We start from the raw sequence: 14,288 nt of genomic DNA on the forward strand, positions 1-14,288 counted from the left end.
GGCGGCCTCTGCGTTGAGACCTACTGCCGGTCATCCGGAAGGCCCTTCGGGTCCGGCAGATCCGGCTCAGTGCGGAAGTTGATGAGCTTATGCGTCCCGTCGCAATAAGGCTTGATTGTCGAGGCTCCGCAGCGGCATAGCGCCACAGTCTTACGACGACGAGGCACCGGTTCGCCCGCGGGAGTGACGATGGGCACTTCTCCCCTTACGAGCAGAGGCCCGTCGGGGCAGGCAACAATACTGACGTCGTCGTTCCGTGATGATCCCGGTGATGCGGATGATCCAGTCATGAGTCTCCCTGGTTGCACTTGTAGCCCTAGCCGACTCCTGCCCAGGATACTAAGCTGGCTGTCCACGTAGATCCCAGCGAGCTTGGCGGTTTGAACGAGAGTTTTCGTTGCGGTCTTGTGATCATATGCTAAGCATGCTTATTGTGTAGATGCGACGGCTTACCTTCCAGAAGTCCTCCACATCAATAAAGGAGTCATTATGAGCACACAGAACTGGTCAGAAGACCCGCTGGTTACTTCAACGCCGGGCGCGCCGAGCACCTCGTCCTCCGGACAGTCCACTAAGTCTGCTGCAAAGGATGAAGCCAAGGATGTAGGGCGGCAGGGCGCAGACGCAGCCAAGGGCGTCGCACAGACCGCGGGGTCAGAAGCGAAGAACGTGGCACACGAGGCCGGCGCCCAGGCCAGGAACCTTGTCGGCGAGCTTGGCTCCGACCTGAAGAGCCAGGCCGGAACCCAGCAGCAGCGCGTCACCGACGGTCTGCGTTCCCTTAGCGATGAGCTGAATTCCATGGCGCAGAACTCCGAGAGCGGCACCGCCCAGCATCTCGTGCAGCAGGCAGCGCAGCGAACCGGCAGCGCTGCTTCGTGGCTCGAGGGACGCGATCCGGGATCACTGCTAGACGAAGTTACCGGGTTTGCCCGCCGTCGGCCCGGTGCGTTCCTGATGGTCGCAGCCGGGGCAGGCCTCCTCGCGGGACGCCTCGCGCGCGGCCTTCAAGGCGGATCCGATTCGAGCGGCTCGCCCTCGACCGGCAGCCCCGCCGGATCGGCAACAGGCGGCCAGCACGTCGCTACCTACCCGCCGGTGCCTGACGAGTACGGGACCGACCAGCCGGCCTATGGCGCCGGCATCGACACACCGCCGGTGGCCCCGCCAACCACCACGCCTACCGTCACCCCAACCACTCCGCTTAGCCAGCCCGGAGTGACCGGCACTGAATCAGGGAGGGACTTCCGCTAATGACCGAGCCACACCTCCACGGATCACATGCGGCGCAACCGCCGCCGCCGCCGAGCCCGGATAATGACCAGGGTTCGAATGCCTCTTTGGGGCAGCTGCTCAGTGAGGTCACCAGTGACCTGTCGACGCTGATGCGCCAGGAACTCGAGCTCGCAAAAGCTGAACTGCGTGAGTCAGGAACGCGCGCGGGCAAGGGCGCTGGGATGTTCGGCGGCGCCGCAGTCGCTGGGCACTTCGTGCTTCTTTTTCTCTCCCTCGCTCTGATGTGGGGCCTCGCCGAGTGGATCGAGAGCCTTGGGTGGGCCTCGGTGATTGTTGCCGTGATCTGGGGCATCATCGCTGCAGTCCTCGCCCTAAAGGGGAAGAAGGAAATGAAGTCGATCAAGGGCATGCCGCAGACCGCTGAGACAGCCAAGGAAATTCCGCCTACGTTGAAACCAGGAGAGCACACGCCATGAACCAGACACCTGATGAAATCCGTGCGGACATCGAACGCACCCGCCGCGAACTGGGCACTGATGTTGACGCCGTCGCGGACAAGGTAAGTCCGTCGAACATTGCCCACCGGCAGACCGACAAGGTCAAGAGCGCGCTTGGCAACGTCAAGAACAGCGTGATGGGCTCAGCCCATGATGCCTCGCACTCTGCCAAAGGCAGTGCACACGGCGCTTCACAGTCAATGAAGGACTCGGCACACCAGGCAGGTGACGCGCTTCATGACGCACCGCAGCGCGTCACCTCGAAGGCGCAGGGAAACCCTCTCGCCGCGGGCTTGATCGCCTTCGGAGCCGGCCTCCTTGCCTCCTCGCTCATTCCGGCGAGCCAGAAGGAGAAGGAAGCCGCCCAGGCTGTAAAGGAAAAGGCACAGCCTCTCGTCTCCGAAGTGACAGATGCCGCCAAGCAGGTAGCCGAAGATATGAAGGAGCCGGCACAGCAGGCCATGGACTCGGTCAAGCAGACCGCCACGGAATCAGCCAATACAGTCAAGGAAGAAGGCACGAGTGCTGCCTCGGACGTCAAGGACCGGGCTCAGGATGCCAAGTCCAACGTTCAGAGCAGCTCGAACACGCCGTAACTCCTGAAAAACAAACCGCTGGCGCTGTACGGATTCCGTACAGCGCCAGCGGTTTGTTGCCTTGTTCAGCTGTTTTGGCCTGCCTGATCCACGCCGTTTCGAGGGAAACGGGCAGGAAGCAGATCCTCGATGACCTTCATCAACAGCCGGCGCAGTTCGGGAGACGCACGCTGCAGGTCGAGCGCGAATTCCCGCTCGTGACGCTCCGCCTCGGAGAGCAGCGATCTGCCAGGCTGGGTAAGGCTGACGACGAAGGTTCGGCGATCGCTTTCACTGCTGTGGCGGTGAACCAAACCCTGCTGCTCGAGGCGTGCCAGTGTTCGGCCGACGGTCTGCGCGGTGACGTGAAGATGGTCAGCCAGCTCAACCTGAGACAGCGGGCCGTGAGCCTCGACGGTGCGCAGCGTAATGAAGGCGGCATGCGTAATTCCTAGCGCGTGAAGACGCTCGTTCCAGGCATTCTCGGTCAGGCGGGCAGCGGTGGTGAGCATTCGTTCCGTCGTCCAATGGTCCGTGTCCGGCATCTCCGCCTCTTCTCATCTGGGTCCGGATTAAGGAATTCGTAATCAGTGGACCCGTGGATGACTTCTTCCTGCCAGGCCGGTGCAGAATCAACATACCGCGGCGGAAAGGGTATGTGGCGGAAGGTGCCTACGACGGAACAAGTGGAGCTTAGGGGAATCGAACCCCTGACCTTTTCATTGCGAACGAAACGCTCTACCAACTGAGCTAAAGCCCCGGAGCAACCAAGATACCCCAGCATGCGGGACAAGAACCAACTGTCAGCGCCCGACTGTACCCTCGAATCATGCAATCCTCCGCTCCGGAGATCCGGGCCTGGCCGGCGCTATGGTCGCTCGTTATCGGGTTCTTCATGATCCTCGTTGACTCGACCATCGTCTCTGTTGCCACGCCCGCCATCATGGAGGGTCTGCAGGCAGACATAGACAGCGCCATCTGGGTCACGAGCGCCTATCTCCTCGCCTACGCTGTGCCGCTGCTGGTCACGGGACGGCTGGGTGACAGGTTCGGGCCCCGCCGGATCTACCTCGCCGGCCTGGCCGTCTTCACTGCTTCGAGCGCCATGTGCGGCTTCGCCGGGAGCATCGAACTACTTATCCTCGCCCGCGTTTTCCAGGGGCTGGGTGCGGCCCTCATGACCCCGCAGACAATGTCCGTCATCACCCGCATCTTCCCTCCGGACCGACGGGGCTCAGCCATGGGTCTCTGGGGCTCCGTGGCGGGCATCGCCACTCTTGCCGGCCCCATTCTGGGCGGCGTCCTTGTTGACACGCTCGGCTGGGAATGGATCTTCTTCGTCAACCTGCCTGTCGGCGTCATCGGATTCTTCCTGGCCTACCGCCTGGTTCCAAACCTGACCACCACAAACCACTCCTTTGACCTCCTCGGCGTGGTTCTCAGTGCAGCAGGAATGTTCTGCCTGGTGTTCGGTCTTCAGGAGGGTCAGACCTACAACTGGGGTCCTATTGCCGGTCCCATTTCAGTGTGGTCCCTCATCATCACCGGTGCCGTGCTTTTCACTGCCTTCCTGGTATGGCAGCGCTACAACCGCAAAGAACCGCTGGTGCCGCTCAAGCTTTTCCGCGACCGCAACTTCTCGCTCGCCAATACGGCAATCTCAGCCATGGGTTTCACCATCACAACCATGAGCCTGCCGCTCATGCTCTATGCGCAGAACGTTCGCAACCTCTCACCCACGCAGGCTGCGATGCTGCTGGCCCCCATGGCGATCATCTCCGGTGCGCTGGCTCCTTTCATCGGAAAGCTCGTCCAACGCGGAAACCCCAAGTACATGGCCATTTTCGGCTTCACCGGCATGGCAGTTGCATTGTTCTGGCTCGCGTCACTGCTCACACCGACCACCCCCATCTGGCTGCTGTTGCTGCCGCTCGCGCTGATCGGCCTGGCAAGCGCAGGCATCTGGGCTCCGGTCTCGCTGACAGCCACACGCAATCTCCCGCCGTCGCTCGCCGGCGCCGGATCCGGTGTCTACAACACCACGCGTCAGGTGGGAGCCGTGATTGGAAGCGCGGGCATCGCGGCCATCATGCAGGCACGCCTGGCGGCAAACGGCGCCGTGGGCACACCGGCGCGGTCTGCGGAATATGCGGCAGCCATGGGTGAGTCGCTGCTTCTGCCTGGAACCGTCGTCGTCATCGGTTTGATCGCAGCGCTCTTCTTCGCCCGTCCGGAACAAAACCACCTATGGAGCGCTGACGTCGAACCGACGATGCAAACTTCCAAACAGCGGTAGTTGCTTTCCGTAACCACCGATAGGCTCAAGGGATGGCAGAAGAATTCGCAACTGAAAATACCACCGTCGAGAAAACGGAGCCCGACGCCGTCAAGGAAGTCAGCGACGACTTCGTGACACGGCAGCACACCGCTGCTTCGGGCCTCGAATACACCACCACCACCGGCCGGCTGGTTCTGCGGCGTGAAGAAACCAAAGACGGCAAATCGGAGGGGTTCAAGCCGAAGGCCGAAATCTTCGTCGTCGCGTACACCAAGGACAACAGCACGTCTGAGCGGCCGGTCACTTTCGCATTCAACGGCGGTCCAGGTTCTTCATCGGTCTGGCTCCATCTCGGACTGCTGGGACCACGTCGCGTGGACTCAGGTGATGTCGGGGCGATGACGCCCCCGCCCTTCGGTCTCGTTGACAACCCCGAGACTCTCCTCGAACACAGCGACCTCGTCCTGATCGACCCGGTGAGCACCGGCTTCTCGCGGGTGATCGAGGGTGAGAAGACCGACGAGTTCCACGCCTTCGTCGAGGACCGCGACCTCGTGGCGGAAGTCATCCGCCTGTGGACTACGCGCAACAACCGATGGCTCTCGCCCAAGTACCTCGTGGGCGAGTCCTACGGAACCCTCCGGGCGGTGGCCGTGGCCGGCCGCCTGTTCGATGCCTACGGCATGGCGGTCAACGGCCTCGGCCTCATTTCCACGGTGCTCAACATGTCCACACTCCGCTTCTTCCCGGGCAGCGACACCCCGTACGCACTCCACCTCCCCACCTACGCGGCGATCGCCCATTATCACGGCCGCCACCCCGGCAGGGAGCTCACCGACGTCGTTCGCGAGGCGGAGGAGTACGCCTCCCGCGATTTCGGTTATGCCCTCAGTCAGGGCGCCCGGCTCACCCCACCCGAATACGACGACGCCGTCGCCCGCCTGAGCGCGCTCACCACCCTCAACGAGGGCTTCATCCGCCGCACGAACCTCCGCTGGGCGTACCACGAATTCGCGGCTGAACTCTTGCGGGCGGAGGGACTCGCAGTGGGGCGGATCGACGGGCGCTTCACCGCGCCGCCGGCCAACCCGCAGTCCTCCAGCTCCACGGATGATCCGAGCATGCGCGCCATCACGGGGCCGTTCGCGGCGGCGATCAACCACTACGTGCGCGCCGAGCTTGGATATGAAAATGACCTCCCGTACGAGATCCTTACCGCGCGGGTCCAGCCCTGGAGTTACCGGACCTTTGAAGGCGCACCCGTTGACGTCAGTGACGTGCTTGAGCGGCTCATGGTCCACAATCCGGCACTGCGGGTACACGTGGATTACGGCTACCAGGACGGCGCCACTCCGCACTTCGCGGCCGAGTACGTATTCGCCCATATGGCGCTCAATGATGAGGCTCGGGCAAGGATCTCGCACCACTACCACGAGGCCGGTCACATGATGTATCTGAAGCCCGAGTGCAGGCTTGCGCAACTCGAGGCCCTCAAGAATTTCGTCACCGTCGATCCCGCACAGAATTGATCAGTGTGCTTACTATGGAGGTTCATTCCACGAAAGGCGGAACAACATGCTGAAGAAAATCCTTTGGATGCTCGCACCGGTCATTGCGTCAAAACTGCTTGGCAAGCGCCAGCAGGGCCAAACCAGCGCCAAGAACACGCGTGGGAAGAACCGCGGCTACCGGCGGTAAGCGTTCATTCCGGGCGGGTCAGCGCATGGCGAAATGTGCCCAGACGGCAAGGATCCATGCGCTGCCCGCCGCGCACGCAAGCAGGAGTTCGACCACGATCCCAAGGCCCAGGGCTTTCAAGGCCTCGCCGCTGGAGGATACAGCCGCCCTGAAATCGCGCAGCCTTGCGGCTTCGCTGAGCAGCAGGCCAACAACGAACCCGACAACCAATCCCACCACCGGGATGACGAACATCGCCGCGACGCCCAGCACCAGCCCTACAGTGATGGACCGCCCCGGAATCTTCCGCTGACGCAGCTTTCGCCCCGTCAATATAGTTCCCGCCAGGAGTCCGGCCAGCGCGCACACCCCGCCCACCGCGAGCGCAGTCCAGCCGGGACCGCTCGTCACGGTGAAAGCCCACGCCAACAGCGCACCGATGATGAGAATGCTGCCGGGGAGGATGGGGATGACCACGCCAGCCACTCCGACGGCGATGGCGAGCCCGCAGATCACGGTGACAAGAATTTCCCAATCCATACCCCAAGCATGCCACTGCGGAGCGGCGCCCTTGTATGCACAACGCCGCAATACTAAGGTTGCTTATGAAGTCGCCTTAGGGCCCTGACATCAGGAGGCACCATGAGTACACCAGGAACAGGGAACAACGATCGGGACTACCGCCCCAAGCATGCGGATGAGTCCACCCCTCTGGACGCCGGTGATTCCCGGCGCTCCGACGCGCGCACATCAGAGGCCGAGACCCGGGCGATGGACGTTGACCGCAATAACGACGGCGTTGACGACCGCTCCCAGCGCGATGACCGCGCCAGCCACACAGCGGCCGTACCCGTGTCACACACCAGTGACCGGAAGGACCACGACCGTCGTGGAAGGGACCTCGATCCCGACGCCAACCGGAATTACGACCGCAACCGCGATGTCACGCCGGTTCCCGTCGGAGCGGAGCGGGATGCGCTTCACCAGCGCGAGAAAGAGACGTTCGGCGGCATGAAGTTCGGCGCGGCCTTCTTCGGCTGGCTGACTGCCACTGGTATGGCTGTCATTCTCACCGCACTGGTAGCGGCTGCAGGCGCGGCGTTCGGCCTGTCGACCAACACCAGCCTGAATGAGGCAACCAACCAGGCGTCACAGAGTGCCCAGACGGTCGGAATCACAAGCGCGATCATCCTGCTTGTCATACTGCTCGTCGCCTACTACTGCGGCGGATACGTTGCGGGGCGCATGGCCCGGTTCAACGGCGCCAAGCAGGGCATTGCAGTGTGGCTGTGGGCCATCATCATCGCCATCCTCGTTGCCATTCTCGGCCTGATCTTCGGATCGCAGTTCGATGTCCTGGCCAACCTGAACAGCTTCCCCCGCCTGCCCCTGAATGAGGGCACGCTCACCACGGCCGGCATCATCGCCGTCGTTGTGGCGCTGCTTGCTGCGCTGGCCGGTGCGGTGCTGGGTGGCCTGGCCGGTATGCGGTATCACCGCAGGATCGACCGCACGGATTACGACGCCATCGACAACCGGTAGCGCAAGCGGAAGTTCTGTGCAGCTCCGGTGGGATCCGACGATGTCGGCCCACCGGAGCTGCACAATTTTCGCGGGAAGTTAGCTGATCATCGATGCAGTCGGACTTCTTCGTGTACGCGCCTCAGGGAACGCAGTGAGTTCCCTGCCTTCGCCAGTTTCGATCCGGCGTAAGGAATCCCGCCGGTCAGGCGAAGAAACAGGGCCGCCCAGACGGTCAGCATTCGCTCAGCCATCCACGCCGGTGCCCACAGGGCGGCTGTCGCCGGGAAAACCAGCCTGCCGCCCCGCCGTCGTCGTCCTGTTTCTGCCAGACCGACGACGGCGGCAACCGCCGGGACGGCAGGCGCACCATAGCAGCGCACTAGCAGGATCAGAGCGGGAAGCAGGGACAGCTCCAGGAGGAGCCGCGGCGGCTGGGCAAAGTCATCGTAGGCCTGCCGCACGCGTTGCCGGCGGAAGTGCCCGGCGCGAGGCGGGATCCTGCCGACGAACAGGTCATCCGCGCGGATTTCCTTCCCGCCCGCCACGCGCACCGTGCGCAGGAGCTCGAGATTTTCGAACAGGACGTCGCCGTCATAGCCCCCGGTGGCCCTCAGGATGGAGCGGCGAACACCCACGGTGCCCGGGAAGTCCGAGCCCAGCGCGCGGTTGAGCAGGGTTCGGCCGGTATCCCAGCGGGCATGCCACGGAAGGGGGAGGAAGTAGTTCTGGGCGCGGACGACGTCGGCTTCGTCGAGTAGCTTGAGCATCCGCCGGAACGCAAGCGAATCATAGCGGACGTCGTCGTCGGCGATGATTATCCGCTCGCAGGACGCCTCTGCCAGGCCGGTCAGCACCCCCGCCACCTTCCCGTTGCGACAGGTGAACCGGGGACGGAGGTGGCGCACCGCGGGCGGCAGTGCCGCTGCATGGCGGTTGAACAGTTCACCCGGCGACCCGTCCACCACGAGCACCTCAGCCTGCTGCGCAACTTCCTCGAGGTAGACAGCGAGCGCGGCCAGTCCGCAGTCCTCAGTCCACCGCAGGGGCAGGATGTAGGTTGCTGCGGGAAGTGTCATACCGGAGCGGGCGCGGTTACCCGGAGGGACGATTCACCTTTCTCCCAGCTGGCGATGATGTGCTCGCCCAGCATGCCGTCGAGGGTGAGGGCAGCCGTTGCTCCGAAGTAGACATCCTCGAGCAGTTCAGGCTCCGCCTCCACCAGCCCGCCCGCGAGGTCCCGCCCTGCGATTTGCTCATGGACGGCGTCGGCCTCGACGTGCTCGTCAAAGTACCAGGTCACGTCCTCGTCGAATCCGAGCCGTCGGAACCCGTTTCCGTACTGGCGGTTGGGCTGGGACGAGGTCATCTCGTACGCCGTGAGGTGTCCCACGATGGCGCCGCGCAGCCGCCGGTGCAGCCCGAACAGGGACATCATGTTGGATGACGCTAGGGTCAAGCCCGGCACGGCGTCAACGTAGTGACCGTAGGTGTCATCAAGTCCCACGCCGCGCATGGTGCGCGCGAAGAGCGCCGAGTGCATGCGGTCCGGTCGTCCGCCACCATATTCATCTGCCTGTATCTCGACCATCGCAGCCTTGGCCCGCCCCTTGAGCCGCGGGATGGCCCAGGTGTGAGGGTCGCCTTCCTTGAGCTGGTAGACCGATTTGTGGATCAGGAACTCCTGCGCCTGCTCAAGGGTGGCCTTCTTCGCAACGAACCGGGACACGCTCGGTCCGGTATCCGCAGCGGTGAGCTCGAACAGAACGGCCGCCACGCCGTCGCTGTCGCGCGGCTCCAGCGAGGGAAGCTCCACTGCGGCGCGGAGGGCAGCTTCAAAGTCCCGCTCCATCTCCCGGCGGACCGCAAGAAGCCCGGGTTCCCACTCCCAGTCGGAGTGCGCTCCGTCGATGCCGCCGTAGTGCAGCTCATAGAGGCAAAAGAGGGTCAGCTGAAGGTCTTCATCTGCCAGTATTCCGGCAGAACTGCCAAGCCCGGCACGCACTGCTTTCCGGAGGGTCTCGATGGCCTCACCATCCGGCGCCTGCGGGAGCCACTCCAACAATGCCGCGCTGGCGACCCCGCGTGGTTCAGGACTCTTCATGGCAAACCCCTTTCTACCCGGTGGGCCGACGACGTCGTCCCCATCACCACCATAGTACTAAGCCTGCTGTTTATTTTGAGACGTACCGCACGCGGAACAGCCCGCGACGCAAGCATGACGGGCTGTTCAACCGAAGGTCGAAACCTACTCCTTGTTCAGCTTGTCCTGCATGCGTCCGGCCATCTTCAGGATGGGTGGGCGGCGGCATGGGCGCCGATGTCGTGGGTCCGTCGTGTTACGTGAATTCACCCTTGCCGTCCGGCGCAGGACCGGACGCCCAGGAACCCTCGGCGGCCGCTTTCCCATCGGAGAAGTTCCGGTATTGGTAGGACACGCTTCGTTCCTCTTTCTTGAGGGGGAAATTGCTCGGCACAGGAAGGTTCTCCGAGCCTTCTTCCTGCAACTCCCTGCAGGCGTCCCAAGAATTTCCCAAGGTGCGTTCGCCATAGTGAAGGCGCAGGACAGAGGAGGGCGAGACCACCTTCTCCTCCTGCCGGCACTGGCATTGCCAGAGCCCCCCCGAGCGGGGCCGTCCCGTTTCCCCGACTGAGACGGCCCCGCCCGGGAATCACTCCGGATGCTTTCTTCTCCCGACGCTGCAGAGCGGCCCCAGAGCGGCGCGCACAAGCCGGGTTACGGCGTCGGGCTCCCACCGTTGACGTTCAGGGTTTCGCCAAGCACGTAACTCGACTCGGGCGACGCAAGGAAGACATACGCGGGCGCGAGCTCGGTGGGCTGGCCGGCACGTCCCAGCGGGGTGGACTTTCCGAACTCGGGCAGAGCATCCTTCGGCTGCCCATCCGAGACCTGCAGCGGTGTCCAGAAAGGACCGGGCGCGACGGCGTTCACGCGGATGCCGCGCGGCGCCAACTGCTGGGCGAGGCCCTTGGTGAAGTTGTTGATTGCAGCTTTGGTGCTGGCGTAGTCGAGGAGGGTGGGCGACGGGTTGTATGCCTGGATCGACGTGGTGTTGATGATGCTCGACCCTGCCGGCAGGTGCTTCAGCGCTTCCCGGGTGATGCGGAAGAACGAGTAGATGTTCGTCTTGAACGTGTGGTCAAGCTGCTCGTCGTCGATGTCCTCAAGCCGCTCCACCGCGATCTGCTTGCCCGCGTTGTTGACGAGGATGTCGAGGCCTCCCAGGCCCTCCACCGCGCTTGTCACCAGTTCCTTGCAGAACTCGCCGTCCTTGATGTCGCCGGGCAGCCTTACCGCCGTGCGGCCGCACTCTTCAATCAGGCGCACAATCTCGTCGGCGTCCGCCTCTTCCTCGGGGAGGTAGGAGAGCGCGACGTCGGCGCCTTCCCGAGCGAAGGCGATAGCCACGGCGGCGCCGATCCCGGAATCCGCTCCCGTGATCAACGCCTTCCTGCCTTCCAAACGGCCGGTGCCGCGGTACGACTCCTCGCCGCGGTCGCTTTGTGGTTCAAGCTGCTGGTCGAGCCCGGGCTCCGGCTGGTCCTGCTTGGGCGGAGAGATCTCGGGAAACCTGGTCACAGGGTTCTGGAAGGTGTACTGATCGCTCATGCTTTCTCTCCTGGTACATATGGAAGTTTGGGCAGCACCCTTGAGGGGCTCTCTGCAGTACAGCTAGGCTCGACACATATTGCTAAGCCTACTGATCACACTAGGACGGACCGGTTCACCCGTTCAAGAGCCGCCAATGGAAAGGTCCGCGCATGCCCCTCATCGGATTTCACGCCTCACACGAACAGATCGCCCCCGCACAGCTCCTCGCCGATGTGCAGTTCGCTGAGCAGGCTGGTTTCGACGCCGCAATGTGCTCCGACCACTTTGAGCCGTGGTCCGCGGTCCAGGGTCACTCAGGTTTTGCCTGGTCATGGCTGGGAGCCGCGCTTGCCACCACCAACCTGCGCTTCGGCGTCGTCACTGCCCCCGGCCAGCGCTACCACCCCGCCATCATCGCGCAGGCAAGCGGCACGCTGGCGAGCATGTTTCCCGGCCGTTTCTGGGCAGCGCTGGGCAGCGGGGAGAATCTGAACGAACACATCACGGGCGATTCCTGGCCCGCCAAAGAGATCCGGCAGCAGCGCCTGGAGGAGTGCATAGACATCATCCGCCGGATGCACGACGGCGAGGAGGTTACCCACCGCGGCCTGGTCACCGCAGAGCGGGCGCGGCTCTGGGATGCGCCGGAGGTCAAACCACCCTTGATAGCCCCGGCCGTGAGTGTCGAAACCGCGGCGCGGAGCGCCGGTTGGGCTGACGGGCTGGTGACCGTGAACCAGTCGCACGAGAAGCTGACGGAAATGATCACTGCTTACCGGAGCAACGGCGGCCAGGGCAAACTCATCCTTCAGGTACACCTGTCCTGGGCACCTACCGAGGATGAAGCTCTCGAGGTGGCGCGCGTCCAATGGGGGTCAAACTCCCTGACCCCACCCACTACGTGGGATCTCGCCCGCCCGTCCGAGTTCGAGGAAGCAACCCGGGAAGTTACCGAGGAGCAGCTTCGAAGCACCGTACAAATCTCAGCCGACCTCGCTGTCCACGCCCAACGGTTACGCGAGTTCGTTGATCTCGGCTTCGATGAGCTGTACCTGCATTACGTGGGGACGGAGCAGAAGCCGTTTATTGAGGCCTTTGCCGCGCATGTCCTGCCCGAGGTCCGCTGATGCGCGTCACGGACACCTCGGACCTCTGGTGGAAGAACGCGGTCATCTATTGCCTGGACATCGAGACTTTCTGTGATTCCGACGGCGACGGCGTGGGTGACTTCGCCGGTGCTGCCCAGCGGTTGGATTATCTCGCCGAACTCGGCATTACGTGCATCTGGCTGATGCCGTTCTATCCTTCGCCGCAGCGTGATGATGGGTACGACATCGTGGACTTCTACGGCGTAGATGGGCGGCTGGGCTCCCTCGGCGATCTGGTGGAGTTCATCCGTACTGCCAAGGACCGCGGGATGCGGGTCATTGCGGATCTGGTGGTCAATCACACCTCAGACCAGCATCCCTGGTTCACACAGGCCCGATCCTCGAAGGACAACCCCTACCGCGACTTCTACGTCTGGCGATCAGACCCGCCGCCGGATACCTCCAGCGAGGTGGTGTTTCCGGACAAGGAGAACTCCATCTGGAGCAAGGACCGGAAAACGGGTGAGTGGTATCTGCACCGCTTCTATTCGCACCAGCCGGACCTCAATGTTTCGAATCCCATCGTCCGCGACGAGATCGCCAAGGCAATGGGCTTCTGGCTGGAACTCGGCCTTTCGGGGTTCCGCGTGGACGCTGTGCCGTTCTTCCTGGAGACGAAAGGCATTGATCATCAGGCCGGGGATCCGCACGACTACCTGCGCAACCTCCGCCGGTTCCTCTCCCGGCGCACCGGTGACGCGGTGCTTCTCGGTGAGGTCAATCTGCCCTACGAGCAGCAGGTTGAGTTCTTCGGGGATGCCGCTGATGAGCTCAACATGCAGTTCGACTTCGTGACCATGCAGCAGATGTACCTGTCCTTGGCCCGGGGCGATGCGCGCGCGTTGGCACGTACTCTCACGGACCGGCCCTCGATCGATCCCGACAACCAGTGGGCCACGTTTGTCCGGAACCATGACGAACTGACCCTGGACAAACTGCTGGACTCCGAACGGCAGGAAGTTTTCGACGCGTTCGGACCTGAGAAGAACATGCAGGTGTACGGCCGCGGCCTCAAGCGGCGGCTCCCTCCCATGCTGGGCGGGGATCCGCAGCGTATCCGCATGGTGTATTCGCTGCTGTTTTCCCTACCCGGGACGCCGGTGCTCTTCTACGGCGAGGAGATCGGGATGGGCGAGAACCTGACAGTCGAGGGCCGGCTGGCAGTACGCACCCCGATGCAATGGACAGATGAGGACAGCGCAGGGTTCTCCTCCGCTCCGCCGGACAAGCTGGTGGCACCTCTCGTGGCAGGCGAGTTTGGGCCCGGTCAGGTCAACGTGGTGGCCGCCCGGCGGGATCCGTCTTCCCTGCTCAGCTTCATGGGCATCCTGATTCGCCGATACCGGGAATGCCCTGAGCTGGGCTGGGGAACCTTTTCGCTGATCGACACCCCCAACCCCGCTGTGCTGGCCCACCGTTGTGATTGGGAGGAGAACTCCCTGTTCATCTTCCACAACTTTGCGGCCGAGCCCGCCGAAGTATCGGTGAAACTGAACGACGGCGATGTGCCGAGCGGCGGCGGCATCCTCACGGACCTGCTCGAGGACACCCGCGCGGAAATCCAGCCGGGCGAGACGCTCACCGTGGAACTTCCCGCCTACGGATACCGGTGGCTGCGGATTCAGGTTCCGGGTGCCGGCCGCCTGTGGTGAATGCAGCGAAAGTAGCTCTAGAAAATGGTGACGAAGAAGCCGGCTCCGATGGAGGCCACCATGGCGATAACGACGAGCCAGACAATCGGGG

15 protein-coding genes, 1 tRNA gene and 1 pseudogene are annotated in these 14,288 nt (G+C 63.3%); 9 read left to right on the forward strand and 8 right to left on the reverse strand.

Going from position 1 to position 14,288, the window contains the following annotated elements; all coding sequences use genetic code 11:
* Nucleotides 1–20: 20 nt before the first annotated feature.
* Nucleotides 21–290 (reverse strand): CDGSH iron-sulfur domain-containing protein, encoded by a 270-nt coding sequence (locus ASH00_RS16330; RefSeq protein WP_082565864.1) that lies wholly within the window; start codon nt 288–290, stop codon nt 21–23.
* 199 nt (nt 291–489) lie between these two features.
* On the opposite strand from ASH00_RS16330, the gene ASH00_RS03430 reads away from it, so the two are divergent.
* From ASH00_RS03430 to ASH00_RS03440, 3 genes are read left to right on the forward strand one after another with little or no spacing between them, the layout of a single operon-like run.
* A complete protein-coding gene (locus ASH00_RS03430) occupies nt 490–1,254 on the forward strand; it encodes a hypothetical protein (protein WP_056545027.1) in 765 nt (254 codons plus the stop codon).
* Nucleotides 1,254–1,712, forward strand: a complete 459-nt coding sequence (locus ASH00_RS03435; protein WP_082565865.1) for a phage holin family protein — start codon at nt 1,254–1,256, stop codon at nt 1,710–1,712. Before ASH00_RS03430 ends, ASH00_RS03435 begins: the two co-directional genes overlap by 1 nt.
* On the forward strand, nt 1,709–2,329 hold the full coding sequence (locus ASH00_RS03440; RefSeq protein ID WP_056545030.1) for a DUF3618 domain-containing protein: 621 nt from the start codon (nt 1,709–1,711) through the stop codon (nt 2,327–2,329). The genes ASH00_RS03435 and ASH00_RS03440 overlap by 4 nt, the downstream gene beginning before the upstream one ends.
* A 65-nt stretch (nt 2,330–2,394) precedes the next feature.
* Here ASH00_RS03440 and ASH00_RS03445 read toward each other — a convergent pair whose 3' ends face one another.
* Both ASH00_RS03445 and ASH00_RS03450 read right to left on the reverse strand, forming a co-directional pair.
* Nucleotides 2,395–2,853, reverse strand: a complete 459-nt coding sequence (locus ASH00_RS03445; RefSeq protein ID WP_082565866.1) for a MarR family winged helix-turn-helix transcriptional regulator — start codon at nt 2,851–2,853, stop codon at nt 2,395–2,397.
* Between the two features lie 142 nt (nt 2,854–2,995).
* Nucleotides 2,996–3,068, reverse strand: a tRNA-Ala gene (locus ASH00_RS03450).
* 69 nt (nt 3,069–3,137) lie between these two features.
* Between ASH00_RS03450 and ASH00_RS03455 the strand changes: the two genes are divergently transcribed.
* Genes ASH00_RS03455 through ASH00_RS17100 form a run of 3 tightly spaced genes read left to right on the forward strand, consistent with a single transcriptional unit; the run spans nt 3,138 to nt 6,284 of the window.
* On the forward strand, nt 3,138–4,604 hold the full coding sequence (locus ASH00_RS03455) for a DHA2 family efflux MFS transporter permease subunit (RefSeq protein WP_056545036.1): 1,467 nt from the start codon (nt 3,138–3,140) through the stop codon (nt 4,602–4,604).
* Between the two features lie 32 nt (nt 4,605–4,636).
* A complete protein-coding gene (locus tag ASH00_RS03460) occupies nt 4,637–6,115 on the forward strand; it encodes a S10 family peptidase (protein ID WP_056545038.1) in 1,479 nt (492 codons plus the stop codon).
* A gap of 46 nt (nt 6,116–6,161) precedes the next feature.
* Nucleotides 6,162–6,284, forward strand: coding sequence for a hypothetical protein (locus tag ASH00_RS17100; protein WP_268760483.1), 123 nt, complete (start codon nt 6,162–6,164; stop codon nt 6,282–6,284).
* A gap of 18 nt (nt 6,285–6,302) precedes the next feature.
* On the opposite strand, the gene ASH00_RS03465 is transcribed toward ASH00_RS17100, so the two are convergent.
* Complete coding sequence (locus ASH00_RS03465; protein WP_056545041.1) at nt 6,303–6,803, reverse strand: DUF456 domain-containing protein; 501 nt, start codon at nt 6,801–6,803, stop codon at nt 6,303–6,305.
* 102 nt (nt 6,804–6,905) lie between these two features.
* Here ASH00_RS03465 and ASH00_RS03470 point away from each other — a divergent pair, with 102 nt between their 5' ends.
* The gene (locus tag ASH00_RS03470; RefSeq protein ID WP_056545044.1) at nt 6,906–7,805 is read left to right on the forward strand and encodes a hypothetical protein; all 900 of its coding nucleotides are present in this window, start codon (nt 6,906–6,908) and stop codon (nt 7,803–7,805) included.
* 86 nt (nt 7,806–7,891) lie between these two features.
* Here ASH00_RS03470 and ASH00_RS03475 read toward each other — a convergent pair whose 3' ends face one another.
* The 4 genes and pseudogenes from ASH00_RS03475 to ASH00_RS03490 all read right to left on the reverse strand — a co-directional run bounded on the left by ASH00_RS03475 (nt 7,892) and on the right by ASH00_RS03490 (nt 11,415).
* Nucleotides 7,892–8,863: a glycosyltransferase gene (locus tag ASH00_RS03475; protein ID WP_056545047.1), complete on the reverse strand. Its 972-nt coding sequence runs from the start codon at nt 8,861–8,863 to the stop codon at nt 7,892–7,894.
* Complete coding sequence (locus ASH00_RS03480; protein ID WP_056545050.1) at nt 8,860–9,888, reverse strand: iron-containing redox enzyme family protein; 1,029 nt, start codon at nt 9,886–9,888, stop codon at nt 8,860–8,862. Before ASH00_RS03480 ends, ASH00_RS03475 begins: the two co-directional genes overlap by 4 nt.
* Before the next feature lie 238 nt (nt 9,889–10,126).
* A pseudogene (locus tag ASH00_RS03485) lies at nt 10,127–10,315 on the reverse strand (manganese catalase family protein); the annotation flags it as partial.
* A 206-nt stretch (nt 10,316–10,521) separates the two neighbouring features.
* On the reverse strand, nt 10,522–11,415 hold the full coding sequence (locus ASH00_RS03490; protein ID WP_056545057.1) for an SDR family oxidoreductase: 894 nt from the start codon (nt 11,413–11,415) through the stop codon (nt 10,522–10,524).
* Nucleotides 11,416–11,567: 152 nt separating this feature from the next.
* Here ASH00_RS03490 and ASH00_RS03495 point away from each other — a divergent pair, with 152 nt between their 5' ends.
* Complete coding sequence (locus tag ASH00_RS03495) at nt 11,568–12,524, forward strand: TIGR03885 family FMN-dependent LLM class oxidoreductase (protein ID WP_056545060.1); 957 nt, start codon at nt 11,568–11,570, stop codon at nt 12,522–12,524.
* Nucleotides 12,524–14,197 (forward strand): alpha-amylase family protein, encoded by a 1,674-nt coding sequence (locus ASH00_RS03500; RefSeq protein WP_056545063.1) that lies wholly within the window; start codon nt 12,524–12,526, stop codon nt 14,195–14,197. Before ASH00_RS03495 ends, ASH00_RS03500 begins: the two co-directional genes overlap by 1 nt.
* Nucleotides 14,198–14,288: the final 91 nt, after the last annotated feature.

The organism is Arthrobacter sp. Soil782 (genome assembly GCF_001428435.1).
Lineage (GTDB): Bacteria > Actinomycetota > Actinomycetes > Actinomycetales > Micrococcaceae > Arthrobacter_D > Arthrobacter_D parietis.

What these genes read in the sequence shown, in the direction of transcription:
- ASH00_RS03490 (WP_056545057.1), bottom strand. Translation starts at nt 11,415, where the DNA reads ATGAGCGATCAGTACACCTTCCAGAACCCTGTGACCAGGTTTCCCGAG.
- ASH00_RS03495 (WP_056545060.1), top strand. Translation starts at nt 11,568, where the DNA reads ATGCCCCTCATCGGATTTCACGCCTCACACGAACAGATCGCCCCCGCA.
- ASH00_RS03465 (WP_056545041.1), bottom strand. Translation starts at nt 6,803, where the DNA reads ATGGATTGGGAAATTCTTGTCACCGTGATCTGCGGGCTCGCCATCGCC.
- ASH00_RS17100 (WP_268760483.1), top strand. Translation starts at nt 6,162, where the DNA reads ATGCTGAAGAAAATCCTTTGGATGCTCGCACCGGTCATTGCGTCAAAA.
- ASH00_RS16330 (WP_082565864.1), bottom strand. Translation starts at nt 290, where the DNA reads ATGACTGGATCATCCGCATCACCGGGATCATCACGGAACGACGACGTC.
- ASH00_RS03445 (WP_082565866.1), bottom strand. Translation starts at nt 2,853, where the DNA reads ATGCCGGACACGGACCATTGGACGACGGAACGAATGCTCACCACCGCT.
- ASH00_RS03435 (WP_082565865.1), top strand. Translation starts at nt 1,254, where the DNA reads ATGACCGAGCCACACCTCCACGGATCACATGCGGCGCAACCGCCGCCG.
- ASH00_RS03470 (WP_056545044.1), top strand. Translation starts at nt 6,906, where the DNA reads ATGAGTACACCAGGAACAGGGAACAACGATCGGGACTACCGCCCCAAG.
- ASH00_RS03480 (WP_056545050.1), bottom strand. Translation starts at nt 9,888, where the DNA reads ATGAAGAGTCCTGAACCACGCGGGGTCGCCAGCGCGGCATTGTTGGAG.
- ASH00_RS03500 (WP_056545063.1), top strand. Translation starts at nt 12,524, where the DNA reads ATGCGCGTCACGGACACCTCGGACCTCTGGTGGAAGAACGCGGTCATC.
- ASH00_RS03460 (WP_056545038.1), top strand. Translation starts at nt 4,637, where the DNA reads ATGGCAGAAGAATTCGCAACTGAAAATACCACCGTCGAGAAAACGGAG.
- ASH00_RS03475 (WP_056545047.1), bottom strand. Translation starts at nt 8,863, where the DNA reads ATGACACTTCCCGCAGCAACCTACATCCTGCCCCTGCGGTGGACTGAG.
- ASH00_RS03440 (WP_056545030.1), top strand. Translation starts at nt 1,709, where the DNA reads ATGAACCAGACACCTGATGAAATCCGTGCGGACATCGAACGCACCCGC.
- ASH00_RS03455 (WP_056545036.1), top strand. Translation starts at nt 3,138, where the DNA reads ATGCAATCCTCCGCTCCGGAGATCCGGGCCTGGCCGGCGCTATGGTCG.
- ASH00_RS03430 (WP_056545027.1), top strand. Translation starts at nt 490, where the DNA reads ATGAGCACACAGAACTGGTCAGAAGACCCGCTGGTTACTTCAACGCCG.